The organism is Gryllotalpicola reticulitermitis (genome assembly GCF_042651345.1).
Taxonomy (GTDB): domain Bacteria; phylum Actinomycetota; class Actinomycetes; order Actinomycetales; family Microbacteriaceae; genus Gryllotalpicola; species Gryllotalpicola reticulitermitis.
Genome location: NZ_JBHSCN010000006.1, coordinates 40594 through 62014 on the forward strand (window position 1 = coordinate 40594; position 21421 = coordinate 62014).

General features: G+C 68.0%; 23 protein-coding genes. 14 read left to right on the forward strand and 9 right to left on the reverse strand.

What is annotated here, in order from left to right; all coding sequences use genetic code 11:
* Positions 1-153: 153 nt before the first annotated feature.
* From ACFOYW_RS13410 to ACFOYW_RS13420, 3 genes are all read right to left on the reverse strand, one after another.
* On the reverse strand, positions 154-885 hold the full coding sequence (locus ACFOYW_RS13410; protein WP_390229793.1) for a hypothetical protein: 732 nt from the start codon (positions 883-885) through the stop codon (positions 154-156).
* Between the two features lie 163 nt (positions 886-1048).
* Positions 1049-1309 (reverse strand): hypothetical protein, encoded by a 261-nt coding sequence (locus ACFOYW_RS13415; RefSeq protein ID WP_390229796.1) that lies wholly within the window; start codon positions 1307-1309, stop codon positions 1049-1051.
* A 277-nt stretch (positions 1310-1586) separates the two neighbouring features.
* A complete protein-coding gene (locus ACFOYW_RS13420) occupies positions 1587-3173 on the reverse strand; it encodes a recombinase family protein (RefSeq protein ID WP_390229799.1) in 1587 nt (528 codons plus the stop codon).
* Between the two features lie 12 nt (positions 3174-3185).
* On the opposite strand from ACFOYW_RS13420, the gene ACFOYW_RS13425 reads away from it, so the two are divergent.
* Complete coding sequence (locus ACFOYW_RS13425) at positions 3186-3992, forward strand: ComEC/Rec2 family competence protein (RefSeq protein WP_390229802.1); 807 nt, start codon at positions 3186-3188, stop codon at positions 3990-3992.
* Positions 3993-4032: 40 nt separating this feature from the next.
* A complete protein-coding gene (gene holA / locus ACFOYW_RS13430; RefSeq protein ID WP_390229805.1) occupies positions 4033-5061 on the forward strand; it encodes a DNA polymerase III subunit delta in 1029 nt (342 codons plus the stop codon).
* 60 nt (positions 5062-5121) lie between these two features.
* Here the strand turns inward: holA and rpsT are convergent, their stop codons facing one another.
* A complete protein-coding gene (gene rpsT / locus ACFOYW_RS13435) occupies positions 5122-5382 on the reverse strand; it encodes a 30S ribosomal protein S20 (RefSeq protein ID WP_390229808.1) in 261 nt (86 codons plus the stop codon).
* Between the two features lie 171 nt (positions 5383-5553).
* On the opposite strand from rpsT, the gene lepA reads away from it, so the two are divergent.
* The 3 genes from lepA to hemW are packed head-to-tail and all read left to right on the forward strand — an operon-like array spanning position 5554 to position 9295.
* Positions 5554-7407: a translation elongation factor 4 gene (lepA, locus tag ACFOYW_RS13440; protein ID WP_390229811.1), complete on the forward strand. Its 1854-nt coding sequence runs from the start codon at positions 5554-5556 to the stop codon at positions 7405-7407.
* Positions 7404-8072 carry a DUF1990 family protein gene (locus ACFOYW_RS13445; protein WP_390229814.1) on the forward strand — a complete coding sequence of 223 codons (669 nt, stop codon included), beginning with the start codon at positions 7404-7406 and terminating at the stop codon, positions 8070-8072. The genes lepA and ACFOYW_RS13445 overlap by 4 nt, the downstream gene beginning before the upstream one ends.
* 2 nt (positions 8073-8074) lie before the next feature.
* Entirely contained in the window at positions 8075-9295 is a 1221-nt protein-coding gene (hemW, locus tag ACFOYW_RS13450) for a radical SAM family heme chaperone HemW (protein ID WP_390229817.1), read from the forward strand.
* A 30-nt stretch (positions 9296-9325) separates the two neighbouring features.
* Here hemW and ACFOYW_RS13455 read toward each other — a convergent pair whose 3' ends face one another.
* A complete protein-coding gene (locus ACFOYW_RS13455; RefSeq protein ID WP_390229819.1) occupies positions 9326-9706 on the reverse strand; it encodes a DUF4870 domain-containing protein in 381 nt (126 codons plus the stop codon).
* 73 nt (positions 9707-9779) lie between these two features.
* Between ACFOYW_RS13455 and hrcA the strand changes: the two genes are divergently transcribed.
* From hrcA to leuA, 9 genes are all read left to right on the forward strand, one after another.
* Complete coding sequence (gene hrcA, locus ACFOYW_RS13460) at positions 9780-10823, forward strand: heat-inducible transcriptional repressor HrcA (protein WP_390229822.1); 1044 nt, start codon at positions 9780-9782, stop codon at positions 10821-10823.
* A 51-nt stretch (positions 10824-10874) separates the two neighbouring features.
* On the forward strand, positions 10875-11996 hold the full coding sequence (gene dnaJ, locus ACFOYW_RS13465; RefSeq protein ID WP_390229825.1) for a molecular chaperone DnaJ: 1122 nt from the start codon (positions 10875-10877) through the stop codon (positions 11994-11996).
* 14 nt (positions 11997-12010) lie between these two features.
* Entirely contained in the window at positions 12011-12736 is a 726-nt protein-coding gene (locus ACFOYW_RS13470; RefSeq protein ID WP_390229828.1) for a 16S rRNA (uracil(1498)-N(3))-methyltransferase, read from the forward strand.
* A gap of 40 nt (positions 12737-12776) precedes the next feature.
* The gene (locus tag ACFOYW_RS13475; protein ID WP_390229831.1) at positions 12777-13127 is read left to right on the forward strand and encodes a histidine triad nucleotide-binding protein; all 351 of its coding nucleotides are present in this window, start codon (positions 12777-12779) and stop codon (positions 13125-13127) included.
* Between the two features lie 55 nt (positions 13128-13182).
* On the forward strand, positions 13183-14190 hold the full coding sequence (locus ACFOYW_RS13480; protein WP_390231377.1) for a PhoH family protein: 1008 nt from the start codon (positions 13183-13185) through the stop codon (positions 14188-14190).
* Positions 14191-14264: 74 nt separating this feature from the next.
* Complete coding sequence (gene ybeY, locus ACFOYW_RS13485) at positions 14265-14726, forward strand: rRNA maturation RNase YbeY (protein WP_390229834.1); 462 nt, start codon at positions 14265-14267, stop codon at positions 14724-14726.
* A 7-nt stretch (positions 14727-14733) separates the two neighbouring features.
* A complete protein-coding gene (locus tag ACFOYW_RS13490; RefSeq protein ID WP_390229837.1) occupies positions 14734-15978 on the forward strand; it encodes a hemolysin family protein in 1245 nt (414 codons plus the stop codon).
* Positions 15975-16880, forward strand: coding sequence for a GTPase Era (era, locus tag ACFOYW_RS13495; RefSeq protein ID WP_390229840.1), 906 nt, complete (start codon positions 15975-15977; stop codon positions 16878-16880). The genes ACFOYW_RS13490 and era overlap by 4 nt, the downstream gene beginning before the upstream one ends.
* Positions 16881-17046: 166 nt before the next feature.
* Positions 17047-18813, forward strand: coding sequence for a 2-isopropylmalate synthase (gene leuA, locus ACFOYW_RS13500; protein WP_390229842.1), 1767 nt, complete (start codon positions 17047-17049; stop codon positions 18811-18813).
* 15 nt (positions 18814-18828) lie between these two features.
* On the opposite strand, the gene ACFOYW_RS13505 is transcribed toward leuA, so the two are convergent.
* The 4 genes from ACFOYW_RS13505 to recO are packed head-to-tail and all read right to left on the reverse strand — an operon-like array spanning position 18829 to position 21379.
* Positions 18829-19341, reverse strand: coding sequence for a GNAT family N-acetyltransferase (locus tag ACFOYW_RS13505; protein ID WP_390229844.1), 513 nt, complete (start codon positions 19339-19341; stop codon positions 18829-18831).
* A gap of 9 nt (positions 19342-19350) precedes the next feature.
* Complete coding sequence (locus ACFOYW_RS13510; RefSeq protein WP_390229846.1) at positions 19351-19815, reverse strand: hypothetical protein; 465 nt, start codon at positions 19813-19815, stop codon at positions 19351-19353.
* Positions 19812-20642 carry an isoprenyl transferase gene (locus tag ACFOYW_RS13515; protein WP_390229849.1) on the reverse strand — a complete coding sequence of 277 codons (831 nt, stop codon included), beginning with the start codon at positions 20640-20642 and terminating at the stop codon, positions 19812-19814. The genes ACFOYW_RS13510 and ACFOYW_RS13515 overlap by 4 nt, the downstream gene beginning before the upstream one ends.
* Entirely contained in the window at positions 20639-21379 is a 741-nt protein-coding gene (gene recO / locus ACFOYW_RS13520; RefSeq protein WP_390229852.1) for a DNA repair protein RecO, read from the reverse strand. The genes ACFOYW_RS13515 and recO overlap by 4 nt, the downstream gene beginning before the upstream one ends.
* Between the last annotated feature and the right edge of the window lie 42 nt (positions 21380-21421).

Genomic DNA, 21421 nt, shown 5'->3' on the forward strand with positions numbered 1-21421 from the left:
AGACGGAGGGAAAGTTGGGCCTACGGCAGGCGCGCGCCCGTGATGCCATAGCCGAGTGATCGGCCGCCGCGGGGTCGTGTGGGACCGCGGCGGCCGAAGGTAAGCCCGCGCTAGGTGCATCTGCCAGCGACCCAGGCGGGAGTGTGCGAGTGGTTACACGACGACGAAGCCAAAGCGGCCGGGGTGACGGCGCACGGCTGGACCGAACTGGGCTTCGGCGGCGGCGTAGACCGCGGTCTTGCCAAGGCGCTTGCGCGTAGATTCCGGTACCTGGGCAAAAAGGTCCGCGCGGGCGATGAAGCCGGCGGGAAGCGTGTCAAAGAGCGAAGCGAGTTCGTCAGCGGCCGTGACGCGATACGCCCGGATGACGGGCCGGAAGGTGCGAAGCGTAAGAGTCCGAACCGACGGCCACCGTCGTATTGCGCGGGCGGTGTCGCGGGCGCCGAGTTCGTATAGCTCTAAGTCTCGCAAAGGCATCGGCAGCGTGCCTGCGGCGTGCTGGCGCTCTAGACGCAAAGCGTTTGCGGCAGCGCTGTGGGGTGCGAGCCCGATGAGATGGGCATCAGCATCACGGATAATCTCTACGGCTAACGAGTCGCTTAGAAATATGCTCATGTTCTCGGCCCCCACGGCGAGAATGTCAGCGATGGCCACCGCCGCGGCGTCGGGCGTCACCGGACGGCCACCACGGCGGTAGGTGTTGCCGCGACCGGGGGTGAAGGTGATGCCGGCGGCCTCGATGTCGTCGCCAAGGCCCGTGGCCGGTAGTAAGGCTACGTCCCACGAATAGTTGGGAAACGGATCGTTGGACTGATGAGGGGCTGGTGAGTGGCCGAATGGCGGTGGCCCAAGGTGGGGTTGTGCCATCCATTGCGTGAAGCGCATGGGCAGATGCTTGCTTTCGGACGCGTCTAACCGTGGTTTCTGTCACGCAAGTGTCACGCGCGATTCCGCTGACTAGCGCGGCTTTGAGAACGAACGTGACAGAACTGGGGTTTAGATCAGGGGTTTGTGGTTGATCGGTTTGGCGACGTTGGGCAGAGGCCAACTAGCCCAACTGCTCGGCGGCGAGTTGCGCGAGACGGCGCACCGCGTCGATGAGTTCAGGCGCGAAGCCCGTGGGCGTGTCCGCGAAACTCGCGGCGAGGGCTTCCCAGTCGCCGCCCTGAGCAAGCGGCGCAACGGTTCCGAGCCATTCACGCCGTTTTGCGTCGGCTACGGCTTCGCGCGCCCGGCGCTCGCGGCGGTACTTCGCCGTGCGGCACGAGTCCGAGCACGTCAGGCGCGGGGCGCGGGCGCCTTCGGGCATACGCCGCCCGCAAATCGGACATGAGATCACGTGACGGGCTTTCTGTGACGTTGACGCTTTTGAGGTAAAAAGAGGAGCCGCCCGCCCGTGGGAGTAGAGGCGCGGGTGGGCGGCAATGAGGCTGCAATATCACCCTCTACATCCCTATACGGCACGGTGGCCCACGTGTGTAAACGAAAGTCTGGAACCCGCGCGCGTAGTCGGGAGGGAGAGCCGAAGTGGCTCAGACACGGCGCCGGCCCCGGCGGATACCAGGGCCGAGGCAGCGAAGCGGCGTTTAGACAAGCGCCGGAACCGGGCCGTTCGAAGGGTAGTCGTCGGGCTCGACCGCTTCCGGGCTGAAGCGCTCGACCGGAATGACGCGCGGGGCGACGGGCTCGACGGTGCTCGTCGCCTTGCGGATGCGGATTTCTTCGTAGTGCCAGGCCAGCAGCGCGCGCATGTACGCCGTATCGCCGGCTCTCTCCGCTTCGGCCCATGCTTCGGCGTGAGTGCGCCCGGTTGGGACCGCCGTTGTAGTGGGGGGCGGCACGGCCGCTTCGAGCTCGGCGCGCTGCGCTTGAAGCGACTGAAGCTGATTAGCAAGCTCGGGCGAATAGGCGTCGGCCATCTGGCGGAGAACGTCCCGAATGGTGCTCAGAACATCAGCCACGGCGGACTCATGCTCCGCTTGGGCGTCCGTGGCCGTCGTCGTCATGAGTTCAGGAAGATCGCCAAAGGTCGCCAAATGGTGCGCGATCACATGGGATTCGAGCCCTGGGGCGGCGATGGATGCCTTCTCGCGGCATACTGATGTGTTGGCGGCGCATCGGTATAGCGTGCGGGTGCCGCCGCGAGTGGTCTGTGTGATGGCATAGAGCTTCGATCCGCAGAAGTGGCAGACGGCGATGCCAGACAGAAGCGCAGTCGCTTTCCGGCGCTGCGGGAGTCGCGGACGGTACTTGGCGCGATCCTCGGGATTGTTCACGACCGCGCGTACCGCCGCGAGCTCTGCCGGCGTGAGGATCGGTGGCCAGAACTGGCGCGGCTTGCCCTCGGCATCCTTGACGGTCTGAAGGGCAACCTTGGCCATGTAGGGCTTGCCGTCGGCGCTGACACGCGGTCCTCGCTTCCACTCTGTGCGGCGCCCTAGCAAGGTGTCGCTGGTCATGATGCTTTGTACGCTCTGCGTCGACCAGTTGCCGCGGTCGTCGCCAGCGTTACGCCGGTATGGACTCGCGGCCGTGGGAATTCGGCGCTCGGTCAGTTCACGGGCGATGTGCGAAGGGAGCTCGCCGGCCCCCAGACGTGCGGCAAGTTCGCGCACGATGTCAGCCTCATCGGCGTCGACTTCGAGCGTGCGGCCCTTGCCGGATTCGTGCGGAGCCGTCTTGTAGCCGAAGGGGACGCGGCCACCTTCCCACTTCCCTTCGCGGCGCAGATACGCCTGCGAGTTGCTGACGCGAAGCATGACGTTCTCGCGCTCGATCTCGGCTAGGAACGTGTATAGGCCGACCTTCGAACGCCATCCGCGGTCTGTAGTCCTGAAGTGGTCCTCTAGGGAGATGATGACGCCGCCGGCTATGGCGCGGCGGTCTACGGCTTCAATTAGGTCGGCGGCGTCGCGCACGCCCCGGCGCCCGAAGCGGTCGAGCTTCCAAACCGCCAGCACGTCGAAGTCGCCACGCACCCATGCGTCTAGCGCGTGCTGTGCGGTGGGACGCGTCTTGCCGCCTGAAACGCCCTCGTCACGGAATACGTGCTCGGGAATCACTGTCCAGCCTTCGGCGGTGGCAAGTGCGCGTAGATCGGCCTCTTGCCGCTCGACGGAGGTCGAAGCATCGGTTAGTTGCGAGATGCGAAGGTAGATCGCGGCGCTTGTCATGGGTCACCTGCCTTGTCGCCCTACGAGTCGGCCGGGCCGGCATTGCTGGCCCTAACTCAGTTCAGGCAGGGCGACGCCATCGTGCTGCGCAGCGGGTCCGAGTTCGGGCTGATCGACACCGGCGCCGACCCCGACGCGCTCATGGCGTGCCTTCGTCGGCTCGGCATCCGGCACCTCGCGCTGCTTGTCCTCACGCACTATGACGCCGATCACGTCGGCGCGGCCCCGGCGGTGTCCGCGATGGTGGGGACGGCTCTCGTCGGCCTCCCCGACGAAGGCGATGCGTCGGCCGCGCGGCTGCTCGGCGACCTGCGTGAGCATCACGCTGACATTCACGTGGCGACACGCGGCGACAGCGGGTCGCTCGGGGCGCTGCGCTGGCGGGTGATCTGGCCGGATCGCGCGCAGTCCGGCACGACGACGAGCAACGAGGCGAGCATCGCGCTCGAGATCGCCGGGAAGGGCGTGCGAATGGCATTCCTCGGCGACCTCGATCGGAAGGCGCAGGACGCGCTGATCGCGGACGGCGACGCCCGTCGCGCCGATGTGGTGAAGGTCGCCCACCACGGCAGTGCCGATCAGAGCGGGCGGCTGTACGGGCTGATCCGGCCGCAGCTCGCCCTCATCTCGTCCGGCGAGGGCAACGGCTACGGCCATCCGCGAGGCACTGCGCTCGATCTTCTGCGGTCCGCGGGGGCTCAGCTCGCACGCACTGACCTCGAGGGAACCGTCCTGGTCGCCCTGCGCGAGGGGCAGCTTGCGGTCTGGGCGGAACGGAGCGCATCAGTCGAGGCGTTGTGGACCCCCGCGCAGAGATGAGGGCGGCATGGTCGGTAGGCTGAAACTCCGAGGAGGACGAGTGGCCGCACCTGCCCGTTCCGGCGCGAGAACGCCGGCGAAGATCGCCATTCCGCAGCTTGCGTGGAGCGAGGTGCGGGGCGCGCCGATCGTGCTCGTGTCGGGCACCGAGACGGTCCTCGCCGAGCGCGCGATCCGTGACCTTCGCGAGCAACTGAAGGCCGCGGACCCGAGCCTCGAGGTCAGCGATCTCGACGCCGGCGACTACGCGCCCGGCGAGCTCGTGACGCTGGCGAGCCCGTCGCTGTTCGGCGAACCTCGGCTCATTCGCGTCTCCGGCGTCGAGAAGGCATCCGACGCCTTCATCGCCGACGCGCTCGACTACCTGTCGATGCCGGACTACGACACAGTCGTGGTCCTGCGGCACGCGGGCGGCGTGCGGGGCAAGAAACTGCTCGACGAGATCCGGGCGGGCCGCGGTGGGGGAGTCGAGGTCGTCTGCGCCGAGCTCAAGCGCGATTCCGACAAGTACGACTTCGCGCGTGATGAGTTCCGGCGCGCCGGCAAGCGCATCACGAACGGCGCCTTGCGTGCGGTGGTCTCCGCGTTCGCCGACGACCTCGCCGAGCTCGCCTCGGCCTGCTCCCAGCTGATCAGCGACACCGGAGCGCAGGTCGATGAGAAGGTCGTCGACCGCTATTACGGCGGCCGCGTCGAAGTGAACGCCTTCGCCGTCGCGGACGCGGCGATCGCGGGTCGCTACGGCGACGCGCTCGTCACGCTGCGGCATGCTCTCGCCTCGGGCGCCGACCCTGTGCCGATGGTCGCGGCGTTCGCGAGCAAGGTGCGCACGATGGCCAAGCTGAAGGGGTCGCGCGGCGGCGACGGGCAGCTCGCGAGCCAGTTCGGCCTGTCGCCGTGGCAGGTCAAGCGCGCCCGTGAAGAGCTGCAGGGGTGGGACGAGCGTGGACTGGTCGTCGCGCTCCAGGCGCTCGCAACGGCCGACGCCGAGGTGAAGGGCGGCAGTCGTGACGCCGTCTTCGCGCTCGAGCGGCTGGTTCGCATCGTGAGCGCCAAAGGACGGTCCTGAAGCGCCAGCAAGCGCTACGAAAAAGGCCCCGCCGAAGCGGGGCCTTCATCATCGATCTGCTTACAGGCTGTTGACGAGCTTGCTCAGGCCGGACTTGCGGTTCGCGGCCTGGTTCTTGTGAATGACGCCCTTGCTGACAGCCTTGTCGAGCTTCCGCGATGCGGCCTTGAGAGCGGCGGCGGCGGTCTCGGCGTCGCCCGAGGCGACGGCCTTGCGGGTCGAGCGCACGAGCGTCTTGAGCTCGCTCTTGACTGCCTTGTTGCGCTCTTCCGCCTTGCGGTTGGTCTTGATGCGCTTGAGCTGCGACTTGATGTTTGCCACTGAGTTGTGTTCCTTCGCGTTGAACGGATGTGATGAATGGCCACCAGGTGGTAGAGGGGCACCGGTGGCAATCCGCACGCGTGTGGGACACGTGCGCAAGCCAAGGGAAAAGAATACCAGAACGGCACGCGAGGTTCCTCTCACCGCCGGTCTGCGAGAATCGGTACCGACATGTCACCACGAGCCACCGCCGCACTCGAGCCCGCAGCGACCGATCCCGAGCGCATCCGGAACTTCTGCATCATCGCGCACGTCGACCATGGGAAGTCCACCCTGGCCGATCGCATGCTGCAGCTCACCGGTGTGGTCGAGGAACGCGACATGCGGGCTCAGTACCTCGACCGCATGGACATCGAGCGCGAGCGCGGCATCACGATCAAGAGCCAGGCCGTGCGCATGCCGTGGGCGCTCGCGGGCGACGACTACGCGCTCAACATGATCGACACCCCCGGGCACGTGGACTTCACCTACGAGGTCTCGCGCAGCCTGGCGGCGTGCGAGGGGGCGATTCTGCTCGTCGACGCGGCGCAGGGCATCGAGGCGCAGACCCTCGCGAACCTCTATCTCGCCCTCGAGAACGACCTCGAGATCATCCCGGTCCTCAACAAGATCGACCTGCCGGCGGCGGATCCCGACAAGTACGCGGCCGAGCTCGCCAATCTGATCGGGGGCAGCCCCGACGACGTCCTGCGCGTCTCCGGCAAGACCGGCGCGGGTGTCGACATGCTGCTCGACCGCGTCGTCGAGCGGATTCCTGCGCCGAAGGGCGACGCATCCGCCCCCGCTCGTGCCATGATCTTCGACTCGGTCTACGACGCCTACCGCGGCGTCGTCACCTACGTCCGCATGGTCGACGGCAAGCTCACGCCGCGCCAGCGCATTCAGATGATGTCGACGCGCGCGACGCACGAACTGCTGGAGATCGGGGTCAGTTCGCCCGAACCGGCGCCGACGAAGGGTCTCGGTGTGGGCGAGGTCGGCTACCTGATCACGGGCGTGAAGGATGTGCGGCAGTCGAAGGTCGGTGACACGGTGACGGATTCCGTCAAGCCGGCCACGACCGCCCTCGCGGGCTACACCGACCCGAAGCCGATGGTGTTCTCGGGTCTGTACCCGATCGACGCGAGCGACTATCCCGAGCTGCGCGAGGCTCTCGACAAGCTGAAGCTCTCCGACGCGGCGCTCAATTACGAGCCCGAGACGTCGGTCGCCCTCGGCTTCGGTTTCCGTTGCGGATTCCTCGGGCTCCTGCACCTCGAGATCGTCACAGAGCGCCTTGAGCGCGAATTCGGGCTCGACATCATCACGACGGCGCCGAGCGTGGTGTACGAAGTGACCACCGAGGACAAGAGCACGGTCACCGTGACCAATCCCTCCGAGTTCCCCACGGGCAAGGTCGACTCCGTGAGCGAGCCCATCGTGCGCGCCGCGATCCTCGCGCCGAAGGACTACGTCGGCACGATCATGGAGCTGTGCCAGTCCCGCCGCGGCACGCTGCTCGGCATGGACTACCTGAGCGAGGACCGCGTCGAGATCAAGTACATGATGCCCCTCGGCGAGATCGTCTTCGACTTCTTCGACCACCTGAAGAGCCGCACCCAGGGCTACGCGAGCCTCGACTACGAGCCGGCCGGCGAACAGCAGGCCGATCTGGTGAAGGTCGACATCCTGCTGCAGGGCGAGCAGGTCGACGCGTTCAGCGCGATCGTGCATCGCGATAAGGCCTACGCGTACGGCGTTCTCATGACGGCCCGCCTCAAAGAGCTCATTCCGCGACAGCAGTTCGAGGTTCCCGTGCAGGCGGCGATCGGTGCGCGCATCATTGCCCGTGAGTCGATCCGCGCGATGCGCAAGGACGTGCTCGCGAAGTGCTACGGCGGCGACATCACCCGCAAGCGCAAGCTGCTCGAGAAGCAGAAGGAGGGCAAGAAGCGCATGAAGATGGTCGGACGGGTCGAAGTCCCGCAGGAGGCCTTCATCGCTGCGCTCTCCGGCGACACGGAGCGGAAGGACAAGGAGAAGTGACCGCGGCCCGCAGGCAGCGCGAGGGCGCGGCCGAGAACCCCGTGACCTACGGCTCGATCGGCGGCACGCAGGCCATCGACCTGTTGCAGTACCCGCCGCGCGGCTTCAAGCCGCTGGAGCGCACCGTGCGCCTCGGCAGTGGCGAGGCACGGTGGGAGAGCTCGAAGGCGTCGCTGCTCTCGTGGGGCGTCCAGCGCGGTGCCGGCCTCGACGTCGTCGACATCGACCTCGGCACGGGGGAGCAGTACGCGGGCATCCGGTACAACGACGACGGGTCACCGGCCGGCATGCGCGAAACCGGTGGCACGGAGTCCGTGTACAACGAGGCGGGCGAGCCGCAGATCGCGAACGGCATGACCGCGGTACTGCGCGGCCACGTCGGGCCGCTCACCGTCGACGCGCCGGTACGTATCGTCTACGTCATCGACGATGAGCGTCGCGCCGGCTTCGCCTACGGCACGCTGAAGGGTCACCCGGCGAGCGGGGAAGAGGCGTTCATCCTCGAGCACCGCGACGATGACTCGGTCTGGCTGACGGTACGCAGCTTCTCGCGCCCGTCGTCGTTCGGCTGGACCCTTCTCGCGCCGATCTACGGCAGGGTGCGCAAGGGTCTCGTGGCGCGGTACCTGCGCGCGCTGCATCCGATCAACGCCGCCGCCGACTGACGATGCCGTCGACGCTGCCGCTCGGCGACCCTGCACCGGTCGACGGCCTCCTGCCCGCGCAGGCGGGGGAAGGCGCGAGCGAGCGCGATTTCGGCGTCTATCTGCACGTGCCGTTCTGTCGCGTGCGCTGCGGCTATTGCGATTTCAACACGTACACCGCGACCGAGCTGCGGGGCGTGAAGCAGACCGATTATGCCGATCAGGCGATCGCCGAGGTCGGGTTCGCCGCCGCAGCGTTGCGGGCCTCCGGTGTCGCCGAGCGTCCCGTGTCGACGGTCTTCTTCGGGGGCGGAACGCCGACGCTGCTGCCCGCGGGTGATCTGAATCGGATGCTCGCCGCCGTTCGCGCCGCGTGGGGCCTCGCCCCTGACGCCGAGGTCACCACCGAGGCGAATCCGGACTCTGTAGAGGACTCCGATCTGCGCGCTCTCGCCGACGCAGGCTTCACACGCGTCAGTTTCGGAATGCAGTCTGCGGTGCCGAGCGTGCTCGCGACGCTCGAGCGCACGCACGACCCGGAGCGCGTCCCGCTCGTGGTCGAGTGGGCGCGGAGCGCCGGGCTCGACGTGAGTCTCGACCTCATCTACGGCACCCCCGGGGAGACGCTCGACGACTGGCGCCGCTCGCTGGAGGCCGCGCTCGCGATGAGCCCCGACCACCTGAGCGCGTACGCGCTGATCGTCGAAGAAGGCACGAAGCTCGCGCGGCAGATCCGGCGTGGCGAGGTCGCGCAGCCGGACGACGATCTGACGGCCGATATGTATGAGCTGGCGGATGCCGTGCTCGCGGCCGCGGGATACGAGTGGTACGAGGTGTCCAATTGGGCCACCGGCCTCACGCACCGCTCGCGCCACAACCTCGCGTACTGGCGCGGAGCCGACTGGTGGGGCATCGGGCCCGGTGCGCACAGTCATGTCGGCGGTGTCCGCTGGTGGAACGTCAAGCACCCTGCCGCGTACGCCGCCAGGGTGCTCGTGGGCGAGTCGCCCGCCGCCGGCCGCGAGACTCTCGACGCGCAGACCCGCCACGTCGAGAACGTCCTGCTGCGGGTGCGTATCGCTGACGGGTTGCCGATCGCCGAACTCGATGACGATGCACGCGCCGAGGTGGCCGGTCTGATCGCCGACGGCCTGGTCGAGGGGGCCGACGCCCTGCGCGGCACGCTGCGACTGACACTGCGCGGCCGTTTGCTCGCCGACGCGGTCGTGCGCCGGCTCACGTGAGCCCGCGGCCGAGGCTCCTGGATAACGACGCTATTTGAAGATAGGAATCGAGATCGGGTACGTGTAGGCCCGACCTCGGCCTGCGGCCAGCGCGCCCTGGATGCTGAACACGATGTTGACCACCCACACGGCTGCGAGGATGAACCACCCGACGAGCACGAAGATCAGGATCAGGCCGATGATCTCGGCGATGATCATGGTGATCTGGAAATTGAGCGTCGTGGCCGCGTGACTGCGAACGAACGGGCCGCGGCCTCTGAGCAGGATGAATGCGATGATCGCGGCGATCAGCCCGGTGAACAGGCCGCCCGTGACGAGGTTGAGGCCACCCGCGATCACATGCACGAGCACCGACCATTGGCGCTCGGTTTCCGGCCGGAACGGCTCAGCCGGCGGCGGCGTATACGACATGATGTCAGGGTAGCCGCGATAGTATTGGCACTCATAGGTTCGGAGTGCTAGTCGCGTAGAGGGGAGCCCGGGCGTGGTTTCTGAACGTGGATTGGCAGTACTTCGCGCAATCGTCCAGGACTATGTCGCGACCCGCGAACCGGTCGGCTCGAAGAGCATCGCCGACAAGCACCGCTTCGGGGTGTCGGCCGCAACGATCCGCAACGATATGGCACTCCTCGAGGACGAAGAGCTGATCGCCGCCCCCCACACCTCGTCGGGCCGCGTTCCGACTGACAAGGGCTATCGCGTGTTCGTGGACCAGCTCGCCGACGTGCGCCCGCTGTCCGCCGCGCAGCGGCACGCGATCGAGCTCTTCCTCGGCGCATCCGTCGACCTCGATGATGTGCTCGCCCGCACGGTGCGCGCGCTCGCACAGCTCACGCACCAGGTCGCACTCATCCAGTACCCCTCGATCTCTCGCGCGCGCCTGCAGCACGTCGAGTTCGTCGCCCTCGCCCCACGCCGGGTGCTGACCGTCGTCATCGCGGACTCCGGCATCGTCGAGCAGCGCGTGGTCGAGCTGAGCGCCGACCAGAACCCCGAGCTGCTGAGCGGGCTGCGCGACGCGGCGAATGCTGCGGTCGCGGGCGTACCGATGGCGGATGCGTCGCCCGTGCTGCTGGGGCTGGCCGCCGCCATGCCCGAGCCAGTACGGGTTCTCGCCGACGAGCTCGTCGCCTCCGTCATCTCGGTGATCGAGGCGACCAGGCAGGAACGGCTGATCATGGCGGGCACCGCCAACCTCGTGCGCACCGAACACGACTTCTCGGGCAGCATCTACCCGATCATCGAGGCGATCGAAGAGCAGGTCGAACTGCTCAAGCTCTTCGGCGAGATGGCGGCGGACCAGCACGGTGTTGCGGCCAATCGCGACGTCACGGTGTCGATCGGCCGCGAGAACGCGCCGTTCGGTCTCGCCGAGACGTCGGTGCTCACCTCGGGCTACGGGCTCGGCGGCGACGCCGTCGCCCGTCTCGGCGTGCTCGGCCCGACTCGTATGGATTACTCAACGAACATGGCCGCGGTGCGAGCCGTCGCCCGTTACCTGAGCCACTCGCTCGGCGAGCAGGCTTAGGCCGAGCTCGCTCGCAACTGAACCCCCGAAACCCGTGAGGAGCCGCCAGCAGTGGCAGCAGATCATTACGAAGTGCTCGGCGTCGATCGCGACGCCACCCCCGACGAGATCAAGAAGGCGTACCGCCGGCTGGCGCGCGAACTCCACCCCGACGTCAACCCGAGCGCCGACGCCGCGGAGCGGTTCAAACTCGTCACGCACGCCTATGACGTGCTGTCCGACCCGAAACAGCGCGAGCAGTACAACCTGGGGCCGCAGGCCGGACCCGGCGGCTCGCCGTTCGGAAGCGCGCAGGGCTTCAGCGGCTTCGAGGACATCTTCTCGACGTTCTTCGGGGGCTCCACCGGCTCGCGCGGGCCGAAGTCGCGTCGCGAACGCGGCCAGGACGCGCTGCTGCGGGTCGAGATCGACCTCGCGGACGTCGTGTTCGGCGCCCACCGCGATCTCGAAGTCGACACGGCCGTCGTGTGCGGGCGCTGCAACGGCTCATGCTGCGAGCCGGGCACCCATGAGGTGACGTGCGACATCTGCCACGGCACCGGCTCGATCCAGCGCTCGGTGCGGTCACTGCTCGGCAATGTGATGACGTCGAGCCCCTGCGGCACGTGCCGCGGCTACGGCACTGTCATCGCGACCCCGTGCACGACCTGCCAGGGGCAGGGCAGGGTGCGTGCGCGCAAGACGATCCCGGTCGACATCCCTGCGGGTGTCGACACCGGGCTGCGCCTGCAGCTGCCCGGGCAGGGCGAGGTCGGGCCGGCCGCGGGCCCCAACGGCGACCTGTACCTCGAGATCAAGGTCAGGCACGACGACGTCTTCAGCCGTGACGGCGACGATCTGCTCGCCACGCTCGAGGTCTCGATGACCGACGCGATCCTCGGCACGCACGCGAATTTCTCGGCCCTCGACGGGCCGGTCGACGTTGAGGTGCGGGCGGGCACGCAGAGCGCCGAGATCGTCACGGTGAAGAGCCGCGGCATCACGCGCCTGCGAGGCAGCGGCCGCGGCGATCTGCGCATCGGCATTCAGGTGGTGACGCCCACGAAGCTCGGACGGGGCGAACGCGAGCTGATCGAGAGGTTCGCCAAGCAGCACAAGGCTGAGAAGCCGCGTCTCTCGCAGTTCCAGCAGGGACTCTTTGCCAAGCTGCGCGACCGCTTCCTGAACCTCTAGCGCGCCGGTCAGCGATGGCGAACTTCTATCTCGTCGATGAGCTCCCCACGGAACCCGGCGGTCTCCTGACCGTCACCGGCGCCGAGGCGAAGCACATCGCGACGGTTGCGCGCACCCGCGTCGGCGAGCGCATGCTCGTGGGCGACGGCCGTGGGCGGGTCGTCGAGGCCGTCACCGAGAGCGTGGCCCCGGCCGCCGTCGCGGTGCGCGTCGAGAGCGTTCGGGTGACGGATGCCCCGGCGCCGCGCATCCGTCTGGCCCAGGCCCTCGCGAAGGGTGACCGCGACGAGCTCGCGATCCAGGCGGCGACAGAGCTCGGCATCGACGGCGTCGTGCCGTGGCAGGCCGAGCGGTCGGTGTCGCGCTGGTCCGGCCCGAAGCTCGAGAAGGGACGCGAACGCTGGGGGGCGATCGTGCGTGAGGCCACGAAGCAGTCGATGCGGGCGTGGCTTCCCGGTGTGGCCGATGCGGCATCGACGAAGGCGCTGATCGCGGCGGCCGCAGGCGAGCGGATGCTCGTGCTCGAGCCGTCGGCGCAGCATCCGATCACCGACATTCGGCCGGATGGCCGCGACCTGCTGCTCGTCGTGGGGCCTGAGGGCGGGATCGCTCCGGCGGAGCTCGACGCGTTCCGCGCGGCCGGCGCAGAGCTCGTGCGGCTCGGGGCGCACGTGCTGCGCACGTCGACAGCCGGACCCGCCGCACTCTCCGTGCTGAACGCGGCCCTCGGCCGGTGGTGAGGCCCCCCGCGTCGTCGGTCCCGCTCCGTAGACTGGAGCTATGACCGACCGCGAACCGTCCGTGTTCTCACGCATCGTCGCGCGCGAGATTCCGGCCGACATCGTCTACGAGACCGACCGGGTGATCGCGTTCCGCGACATCGCTCCGAAGGCGCCACTGCACCTGCTCATCGTGCCGAAGACCGAGGAATACGCGAACGTCGCGGAGCTCGCCGCGGGCGACCCCGTGCTGCTGGCCGAGGTCGTCGCGACGGCGCAGAAGCTCGCCGACGAGCACGCCGACGGTCATTACCGACTCATCTTCAACACCGGCGAACGCGCCGGCCAGACCATCTTCCACGTGCACGCCCACGTGCTCGCTGGTGGCCTCACGGAAGGATCCTTTGCCTAACGCCGACACTCCCGCCACACCCGCCGAGGCTCGCCTCGAGGTCGACGGCGTCGCCATGGTCCGACTGCTCGGGCCGCAGGACCGGCTGCTGACCACGCTCGAGAAGCAGTACCCCGGCGTGCAGGTGCACGTGCGCGGAAACGAGATCTCCCTCGTCGGCGACGCAGAGCAGGTCGCGAGCGCGCGCACCCTCGTCGAGGAGCTGCTCGCCCTGGTCCGCAACGGCCACGACCTGAGTGCGACCGAGGTGAGCCGCGGCCGGCAGATGGTCGACTCGGGGCTCAGCCCGGCGGCGGTGCTCGGTGAGGCGATCCTGCAGGTGCGGGGAAAGACGATCCGCCCGATGACGCCGGGGCAGGCCGAGTACGTGCACGCGATCGACCAGAACACCATCGTGTTCGGCATCGGGCCCGCCGGCACCGGCAAGACGTATCTCGCGATGGCGAAGGCCGTTCAGGCGCTGCAGCGCAAGGAGGTCGACCGGATCATCCTGTCGCGGCCCGCCATCGAGGCGGGGGAGCGGCTCGGCTATCTGCCCGGCACCCTCACCGACAAGATCGACCCGTACCTGCGGCCGCTCTACGACGCGCTGAACGAGATGATGGACCCCGAGCTCGTGCCGAAGCTGCTCGCGGCCGGCACCATCGAGGTCGCCCCGCTCGCGTACATGCGCGGCCGCACGCTGAACAGTTCGTTCGTCGTCCTCGACGAGGCGCAGAACACGACCCCCGAGCAGATGAAGATGTTCCTGACGCGTCTCGGCTTCGGCTCGCGCATGGTGATCACCGGCGACGTCACGCAGATCGACCTGCCCGCCGGCTCGTCCGGGCTGCGCCTCGTCTCTCGCGTGCTGAACAACGTCGACGACATCCACTTCTCCACCCTGACCAGCGACGACGTCGTGAGGCACAGTCTCGTCGGGCGCATCATCGACGCGTACACCGAGTACGACCAGAAGCAGCAGGCGAAGCACTATGAGCGCGAGCAGGCCCGCGAGTTCGCCAACCGGGCGGAACGCCGCGCCGCCGACCCGGCCTTGCGCCCGAGAAGGCCTCGCCAGTAACGGTGTCCGAGCGACGCGACGCGCACGGTCGTCATCGAATCCCATTGGCCCGAACGCAGTAAGGCACCAGTCGAATGAGCATTGAGGTAAACAACGAATCGGCGATCTCGGTCGACGAGTCGCGCCTGCAGCGCCTGGCCGCGTATGCGCTCGGCGTGATGCACGTGAGCCCCGAAGCGGAGCTCGCCATCGTACTCATCGACGAGGCCGCGATGGAACAGCTGCACGTGCAGTGGATGGACGAGCCCGGCCCGACCGACGTGCTGAGCTTCCCGATGGACGAGCTGCGCCCCGGCACGGAAGAGCAGCCCACGCCTGCGGGCCTGCTCGGCGATGTGGTGCTGTGCCCTCAGGTCGCGCAGGCACAGGCCGAGTCGGCCGGGCACTCTCTTGTGGAGGAACTGCAGCTGCTGACGACGCACGGAATTCTGCACCTGCTCGGGTTCGACCACGCGAGCGCTGCCGAAGAGCGCGAGATGTTCGGCATCCAGCGCGACGTGCTCGTCGGGTTCACTCTGGCCGAACGACGCCGGTAGCCGCCGCGTGATCGTCGCGCTGCTCTTCGTCGTCGCGTTCCTGCTCGTCGCGCTCGGCGGCTTCATGGCGGCCCTCGAATCCGCGCTCGGCGTCGAGGGCGGCGACATCCACGATCAGAACGCGATCGGATTCGTGCGCGTGGTCGCCGAGACGACGGCCGGGGTGCTCGTCACCCTCGCGTTCGTCAAGGTGCTCGACTCGTGGTGGCTCGCGCTCGTGCTGAGCGCCCTGATCATGACGGCGGCGAGCTTCGTGCTCGTCGGCACGAGCCCGCGCAGCGTGGCTCGCGCGCATCCCGAGCGGATGCTGGCGTTCGCCGGGCCGATCATCCGGGTCCTGCGCGTGATCCTCGGACCCGTCGCCGGGCTGCTCGTCGCGCTCGGCGACCGCGTCACCCCGATGCGCGCCCGCTCGACCGTCGGAAGCGAGGAGCAGTTGCTCAGCCTGATCGACGATGCCACCGAGCACTCGGTGCTCGAGCAGGCCGATGCCGAGCTGATCCATTCGGTCTTCGAGTTCGGCGATCGGATCGTGCGCGAGGTGATGGTGCCCCGCACCGACATGGTGACCGTCGATGCGAGCGCGACTGTGGCAGCGGCGATGAGCCTGTTCCTCGGACGCGGTGTCTCACGCGTGCCGGTGGTCGGTGACGGTCCGGACGACGTCACCGGCGTGCTGTACCTGCGTGACGTGTCGCGCCTCGTCTACGAGCGGCCGGGCAATGCGGACGCGCAGGCCGTGGCGACCCTGCAGCGCCCTGCCGTCTTCGTACCGGAGTCGAAGCCCGCCGACGCCCTGCTGCGGCAGATGCAGCTCGAGAAGAATCACCTCGCGCTCGTCGTCGACGAGTACGGAGGCATCGCCGGGCTTGTCACCATGGAGGACCTGATCGAAGAACTCGTCGGCGAGATCGACGACGAGTACGACAAGACCGCGCCGCTCGTCGAGGCGCTCGGCGACGCGTCGATCGCGCCGGGAAGCGGCAGCTATCGGGTCAGCGCGCGGCTGTCGATCGATGAGCTCGGCGAGCTGTTCGACATCGAGTTCGATGAGGACGACGTCGAGGATGTCGACTCCGTCGGAGGCCTGCTGTCGAAGGCGCTCGGCAAGCTGCCCGAGCCGGGCGATGAGGTCGGGGTGGCCGGACTCGAGTTGACGGCCGAGCGTAACGAGGGGCGCCGGGGCAGCAGGCTCGCGACCGTGCTCGTGAGGCGTGCCACCATAGACCGTGATGAACAGGGGCACCGTTGAGTGAGACATCCGCTACGCCGTTCAAGGCCGGCTTCGTCAGCTTCGTCGGCCGGCCCAACGTGGGAAAGTCGACGCTGACCAACGCGCTCGTCGGCGAGAAGGTCGCGATCACGTCGTCGAAGCCGCAGACGACGCGGCGCGCCATCCGCGGCATCGTGAACCGCCCTGACGCGCAGCTCATCGTCGTCGACACGCCGGGTGTGCACCGCCCGCGCACGCTGCTCGGCGAGCGGCTCAACGCGCTCGTCGAAGAGACGCTCGGCTCCGTCGACGTGATCGGCATGTGCGTGCCCGCCGACGAGAAGATCGGGCCGGGCGACCGCTTCATCAACGAGCGGCTCGACGGCGCCCCGCGCGCGAAGAAGGTCGCGATCGTGACGAAGACGGATGTCGCAGGCAAGGCGGCTGTCGCAGAACAGCTCCTCGCCATCAGCCGCCTGCGCGACTGGGACGCCATCGTGCCGATCTCGGCGACCACCGGCCGCCAGCTCGACGACCTCCTCGGTGAGCTCGTCGGCCTGCTGCCCGACTCGCCGCCGCTGTATCCACAGGACCAGCTCACCGACGAGGAGACCGTCGACCGCATCGCCGAGTTCGTGCGAGAGGCCGTTCTCGAGGGTGCACGCGAAGAGCTGCCGCATTCCCTCGCTGTGACGATCGACGACATGATCGAGCGCGACGACAAGGACATCGTCGAGATCTACGCGAACCTGTTCGTCGAGCGCGACAGCCAGAAAGCGATCGTCATCGGCCGGGCCGGCACGCGCCTCAAGGAGATCGGTCAGACCGCCCGCGCACAGATCGAGGGGCTGCTCGGGCGGAAGGTGTTCCTCTCGATCCACGTCAAAGTGGCGAAGGACTGGCAGCAGGACCCCAAGCAGCTCGGCCGCTTGGGCTTTTAGGCCTGACGCGCCTTAGTGGTAATCTGACAGCAATGTTCCGCCAGCTCCTCCTTAGCTGCCGCGCCGAGTCCTCGATCTAGAGGCCAGACTCGTCGCGGGGTTTCCTGTCGGCTTCTTTCAGACCCAGTGCGTCTCAGACGACAGCGCAAGCGAAAGAGTTGAAGCGATGAAGAACAACCAGCAGCCCAGCACCATGCCGATCCATCGGTACCGGCCGTTCCACGAGCAGATCGCCGTCGACCTGCCCGACCGTACCTGGCCCACGAAGCGCATCACCGAGGCACCGCGCTGGTGCGCCGTCGATCTGCGCGACGGCAACCAGGCGCTCATCGACCCGATGAGCCCCGAGCGCAAGCGCATCATGTTCGATCTGCTCGTGAAGCTCGGCTACAAGGAGATCGAGGTCGGCTTCCCGAGCGCGAGCCAGACCGACTTCGACTTCGTGCGCAGCCTGATCGACGAAGGCGCGATCCCCGACGACGTCACGATCCAGGTGCTGACGCAGAGCCGCGAGCACCTGATCGAACGCACCTACGCGGCGATCAGGGGTGCGAAGCAGGCCATCGTGCACCTGTACAACTCGACGAGCATCCTGCAGCGCGACGTCGTGTTCCGCACCGACGTACAGGGTGTCATCGACATCGCACTCGAGGGCGCCCGGCTCTGCCGGAAGTTCGAGAAGACGATTCCCGAGACGGCCGTCTACTACGAGTACTCGCCCGAGAGCTACACGGGCACCGAGCTCGAGGTGGCGGCGCGCATCTGCAACGAGGTGCTCGAGGTGTTCGAGCCCACGCCCGAGCGCAAGGTGATCCTGAACCTGCCGGCCACGGTCGAGATGGCGACGCCGAACGTCTACGCCGACTCGATCGAGTGGATGTCCCGCCACCTGAACCACCGCGAGAACGTGATCCTCTCGCTCCACCCCCACAACGACCGCGGCACCGCGGTGGCCGCCGCCGAGCTGGGCTACCTGGCCGGCGCAGATCGCATCGAGGGCTGCCTGTTCGGCAACGGCGAGCGCACGGGCAACGTCGACCTGGTCACGCTCGGCGTCAACCTGTTCACGCAGGGCATCGACCCGCAGATCGACTTCAGCGACATCGACGACATCAAGCGCACCGTCGAGTTCTGCAATCAGCTGCCGGTCGGCGAGCGCGTGCCGTGGGGCGGCGATCTGGTCTTCACGGCCTTCTCGGGGTCGCATCAGGATGCGATCAAGAAGGGCTTCGAGCGCATGGCGGCGGATGCGTCGGCAGCCGGCATCGAGATCGACCAGCTCGAATGGGCGGTGCCCTACCTGCCCGTCGACCCGCGCGACCTGGGGCGTACCTACGAGGCGGTCATCCGGGTCAACTCGCAGTCCGGCAAGGGCGGCGTCGCCTACCTGCTCAAGACCGACCACGCGCTCGACCTGCCGCGCAAGCTGCAGATCGAGTTCAGCGCTGTCGTGCAGGCGAAGACGGACTCCGAGGGCGGTGAGGTCACGAGCGACGAGCTCTGGGCCGTTTTCCAGGACGAGTACCTGCCCGCTGAAGCCGATGAGGCCAAGTGGGGTCGCTTCGAGTTGCTCGGCACCAAGATCGACAGCGAGGCCACGGGGGAGTGCTTCTTCACCGCGCGTCTCCGCGACGGCGACGAGGCGGAGATCGCGAGCGGCGAGGGCAATGGGCCGATCGACGCGTTCATCAAGGTGCTGGAGCAGCGCGGCATCCGCGTCTCGCTCTACGACTACGTCGAGCACACCATGAGCGCGAGCGGTGACGCGAAGGCCGCGTCGTACGTCGACCTCGACGTGAACGGCACGCGCCTGTGGGGCGTCGGCGTCGACGCGAACACGTCGATCGCGAGCCTCAAGGCCATCGTCTCGGCGGTCAACCGCGCAATCCGCGCGACCGAGTCGGAGAACGAGTCCGAACTCGTCACCGCATAGCAGACGGGCCCGAGGTCACTCCGTCGGCTTGCCGCGGCCCACGTGCAGCACGTGCGCGGCGTCATTGTGGGGTGAGGCGTACAGATTGATCTCGGGGTGGGTGCCATCGGGGGCGGTCCACGTGGCGACGTAGCCGCTCACCCGATGCCACCCGCGTGACTCGTACAGACGCATCGCCTCGCTGTTGTGGCTCACGACCTCGAGGAACAGATCTTGCGCGAGGATCTTCGAGTACGTCTCGACGGTGGTGAGGAGCGTGCTCGCCACGCCGTGACCGCGGGCACCGGGGCGCACGAAGAGGCGGTGCACGCTGAGCGCGTTCGGGTCTTCCTCGGCCTCGGCGACGGCGATGTGGCCCACGACCTCGCCCTCGTGCTCGGCGACCCAGGCCATGCCGTCGTCGCCCTCGAGCAGCCATTCGCTCGTCACGTGGGTGGGCAGCACCGGGTACTTGTCGACCTCGTGAGTGGCCGCGAGCGCGAGCAGGAGCGCCGGCAAGTCGGCATCCGTTCGCACCCTGATCTCCACGTGATCAGCCTATTCGCTACGTGTGTCGCGTTCGTTACATACGTCGGCGACGATCTCTGCGGCCGTCCGGTCGAACGGGTACGTGGCCATCATGACCCGTTCGAGCGCCTCGTTCGCCGCACGGCGTGCGCGCACGACCAGCTCCTCCGGGTAGTCCTGCGCGAGCTGGTTCCACTCGAAGTCCTCCTCGCCGGTGAGGCGCACGACGCCCTCGGTGACCTCGACGCCGAGATCGAGCACGATGAGCTCGACCACCTCGCTCGAGATGTGCACCGGCTTCACGACCTGGGCGAAGGCTTCGAGACCGTCGGCGTCGCCCTCGTAGAAGCGCACGCACCAGTCGGCGTTCCAGGGCACGAACAGCACGGATGCTTCATCGATGCTGAACCACGCTCCGCGCTGGTCGGCGCCGCGCGGTTCGCACCGCACCGTCTCGAGCGTCGTGTGGTCGTACTCCTCGAAGCGGACGATCATGCGCTCGACGCATCCGCCTCAGTCGTCGCGTGCGGGGTGTCGACGGCCCCGCCGAACCGCCGGCTGCGGCTCGCATAGATCTCGATCGCGCGCCACAGCTCGGTGCGCGAGAAGTCGGGCCAGAGCGTATCGAGGAACACCATCTCGGCGTACGCCGACTGCCACAGCAGAAAGTTCGAGGTGCGCTGCTCGCCACTCGATCGGACGAAGAGGTCGACGTCGGGCAGATCAGGCAGGTACAGGCGCCGCTGAATGAGCTTCTCGTTCACGGCGCTCGGGCGCAGGCGCCCGGCGGCGACGTCGTCGGCGATGCCGCGCACGGCGTCGGCGATCTCGGTGCGACCGCCGTAGTTCACGCACATCGTGAGCGTCATCGCGGTGTTGTCCTTGGTGAGCTCTTCCGCGAACTGCAGCTCTTTGATCACGGAGCCCCACAGCCGCGGCTTGCGGCCCGCCCAGCGCACCCGCACGCCCCACTCATTGAGCTGGTCGCGGCGGCGGTGCAGCACGTCACGGTTGAAGCCCATCAGGAAGCGCACCTCGTCGGGCGAGCGCACCCAGTTCTCGGTCGAGAACGCATAGACGCTCAAATGCTTGACACCGATCTGCAGAGCACCCGCAACCACATCGAGCAGCACGGCCTCGCCCGCGCGGTGCCCCTCGATGCGCGGCAGCCCGCGCCGGTTCGCCCACCGGCCGTTGCCGTCCATGACGACAGCCACATGGTCGGGCACCGCCGCGGGCGGCAGCCGGGGCGGGTAGAGACCGGTCCAGTCGACGGGGCGGTACGCGACGGCGTCCTTGTGGGTGAACGGCTTCGGGCTCACAGCGGGGGAGGGACCTCTCGGGACACGTGGCTGAGCGAGCGCAGACCGCGCTCCAGATGCCACTGCAGGTAGGCGGCGACGATACCGCTCGCGCGGGCGCGAGTGTCCACGGCGGATGCCTCGGCGGCCGGCCAATCGCCCGCGAGCAGCGCCCCGAGCAGACCGAGCGTCGCACCGTCGAGGTGCGCCGTTCCGGGGGGCGCGCAGTCACTGCACACAACGCCGCCGAGCTGCGGCACCACACGGTCGTGGGGCCCGGGTTTCCCGCAGCGTGCGCAGGCGCCGAACGAGGGCGCCCAGCCGGCGACGGAGAGCGATCGCAGCAGGTACGAGTCGAGCGTGAGCCCCGGCGTGTGCTCTGAGCGGCTCAGCGATCTCAGAGCGCCGACGAGCAACAGGTACTGCTGCAGCGAACCCTCAGCGTCGGTGAGTCGGTCGGCGGTCTCGACCATTGCGCTCGCGGCGGTGTAGCTCGCGTAGTCGCCCGCGATCTCGGCCCCGTAGGCGCCGAGCGTCTCGGCCTGCTGGATCACGTCGAGGCTGCGCCCCTCGTACAGCTGTACGTCGGCGACCATGAACGGCTCGAGCCGCGCACCGAACTTGGACGCGGTGCGCCGCACCCCCTTTGCGACCGCACGGATCTTCCCGTGTCGCCGCGACAGCATCGTCACGATACGGTCGGCTTCGCCCAGCTTGTGGGTGCGGAGGATCACCGCCTCGTCACGATATACAGGCACACGGCGATTATCCCAGCGTGCGCATTCAGGCGCGCGCGGCCC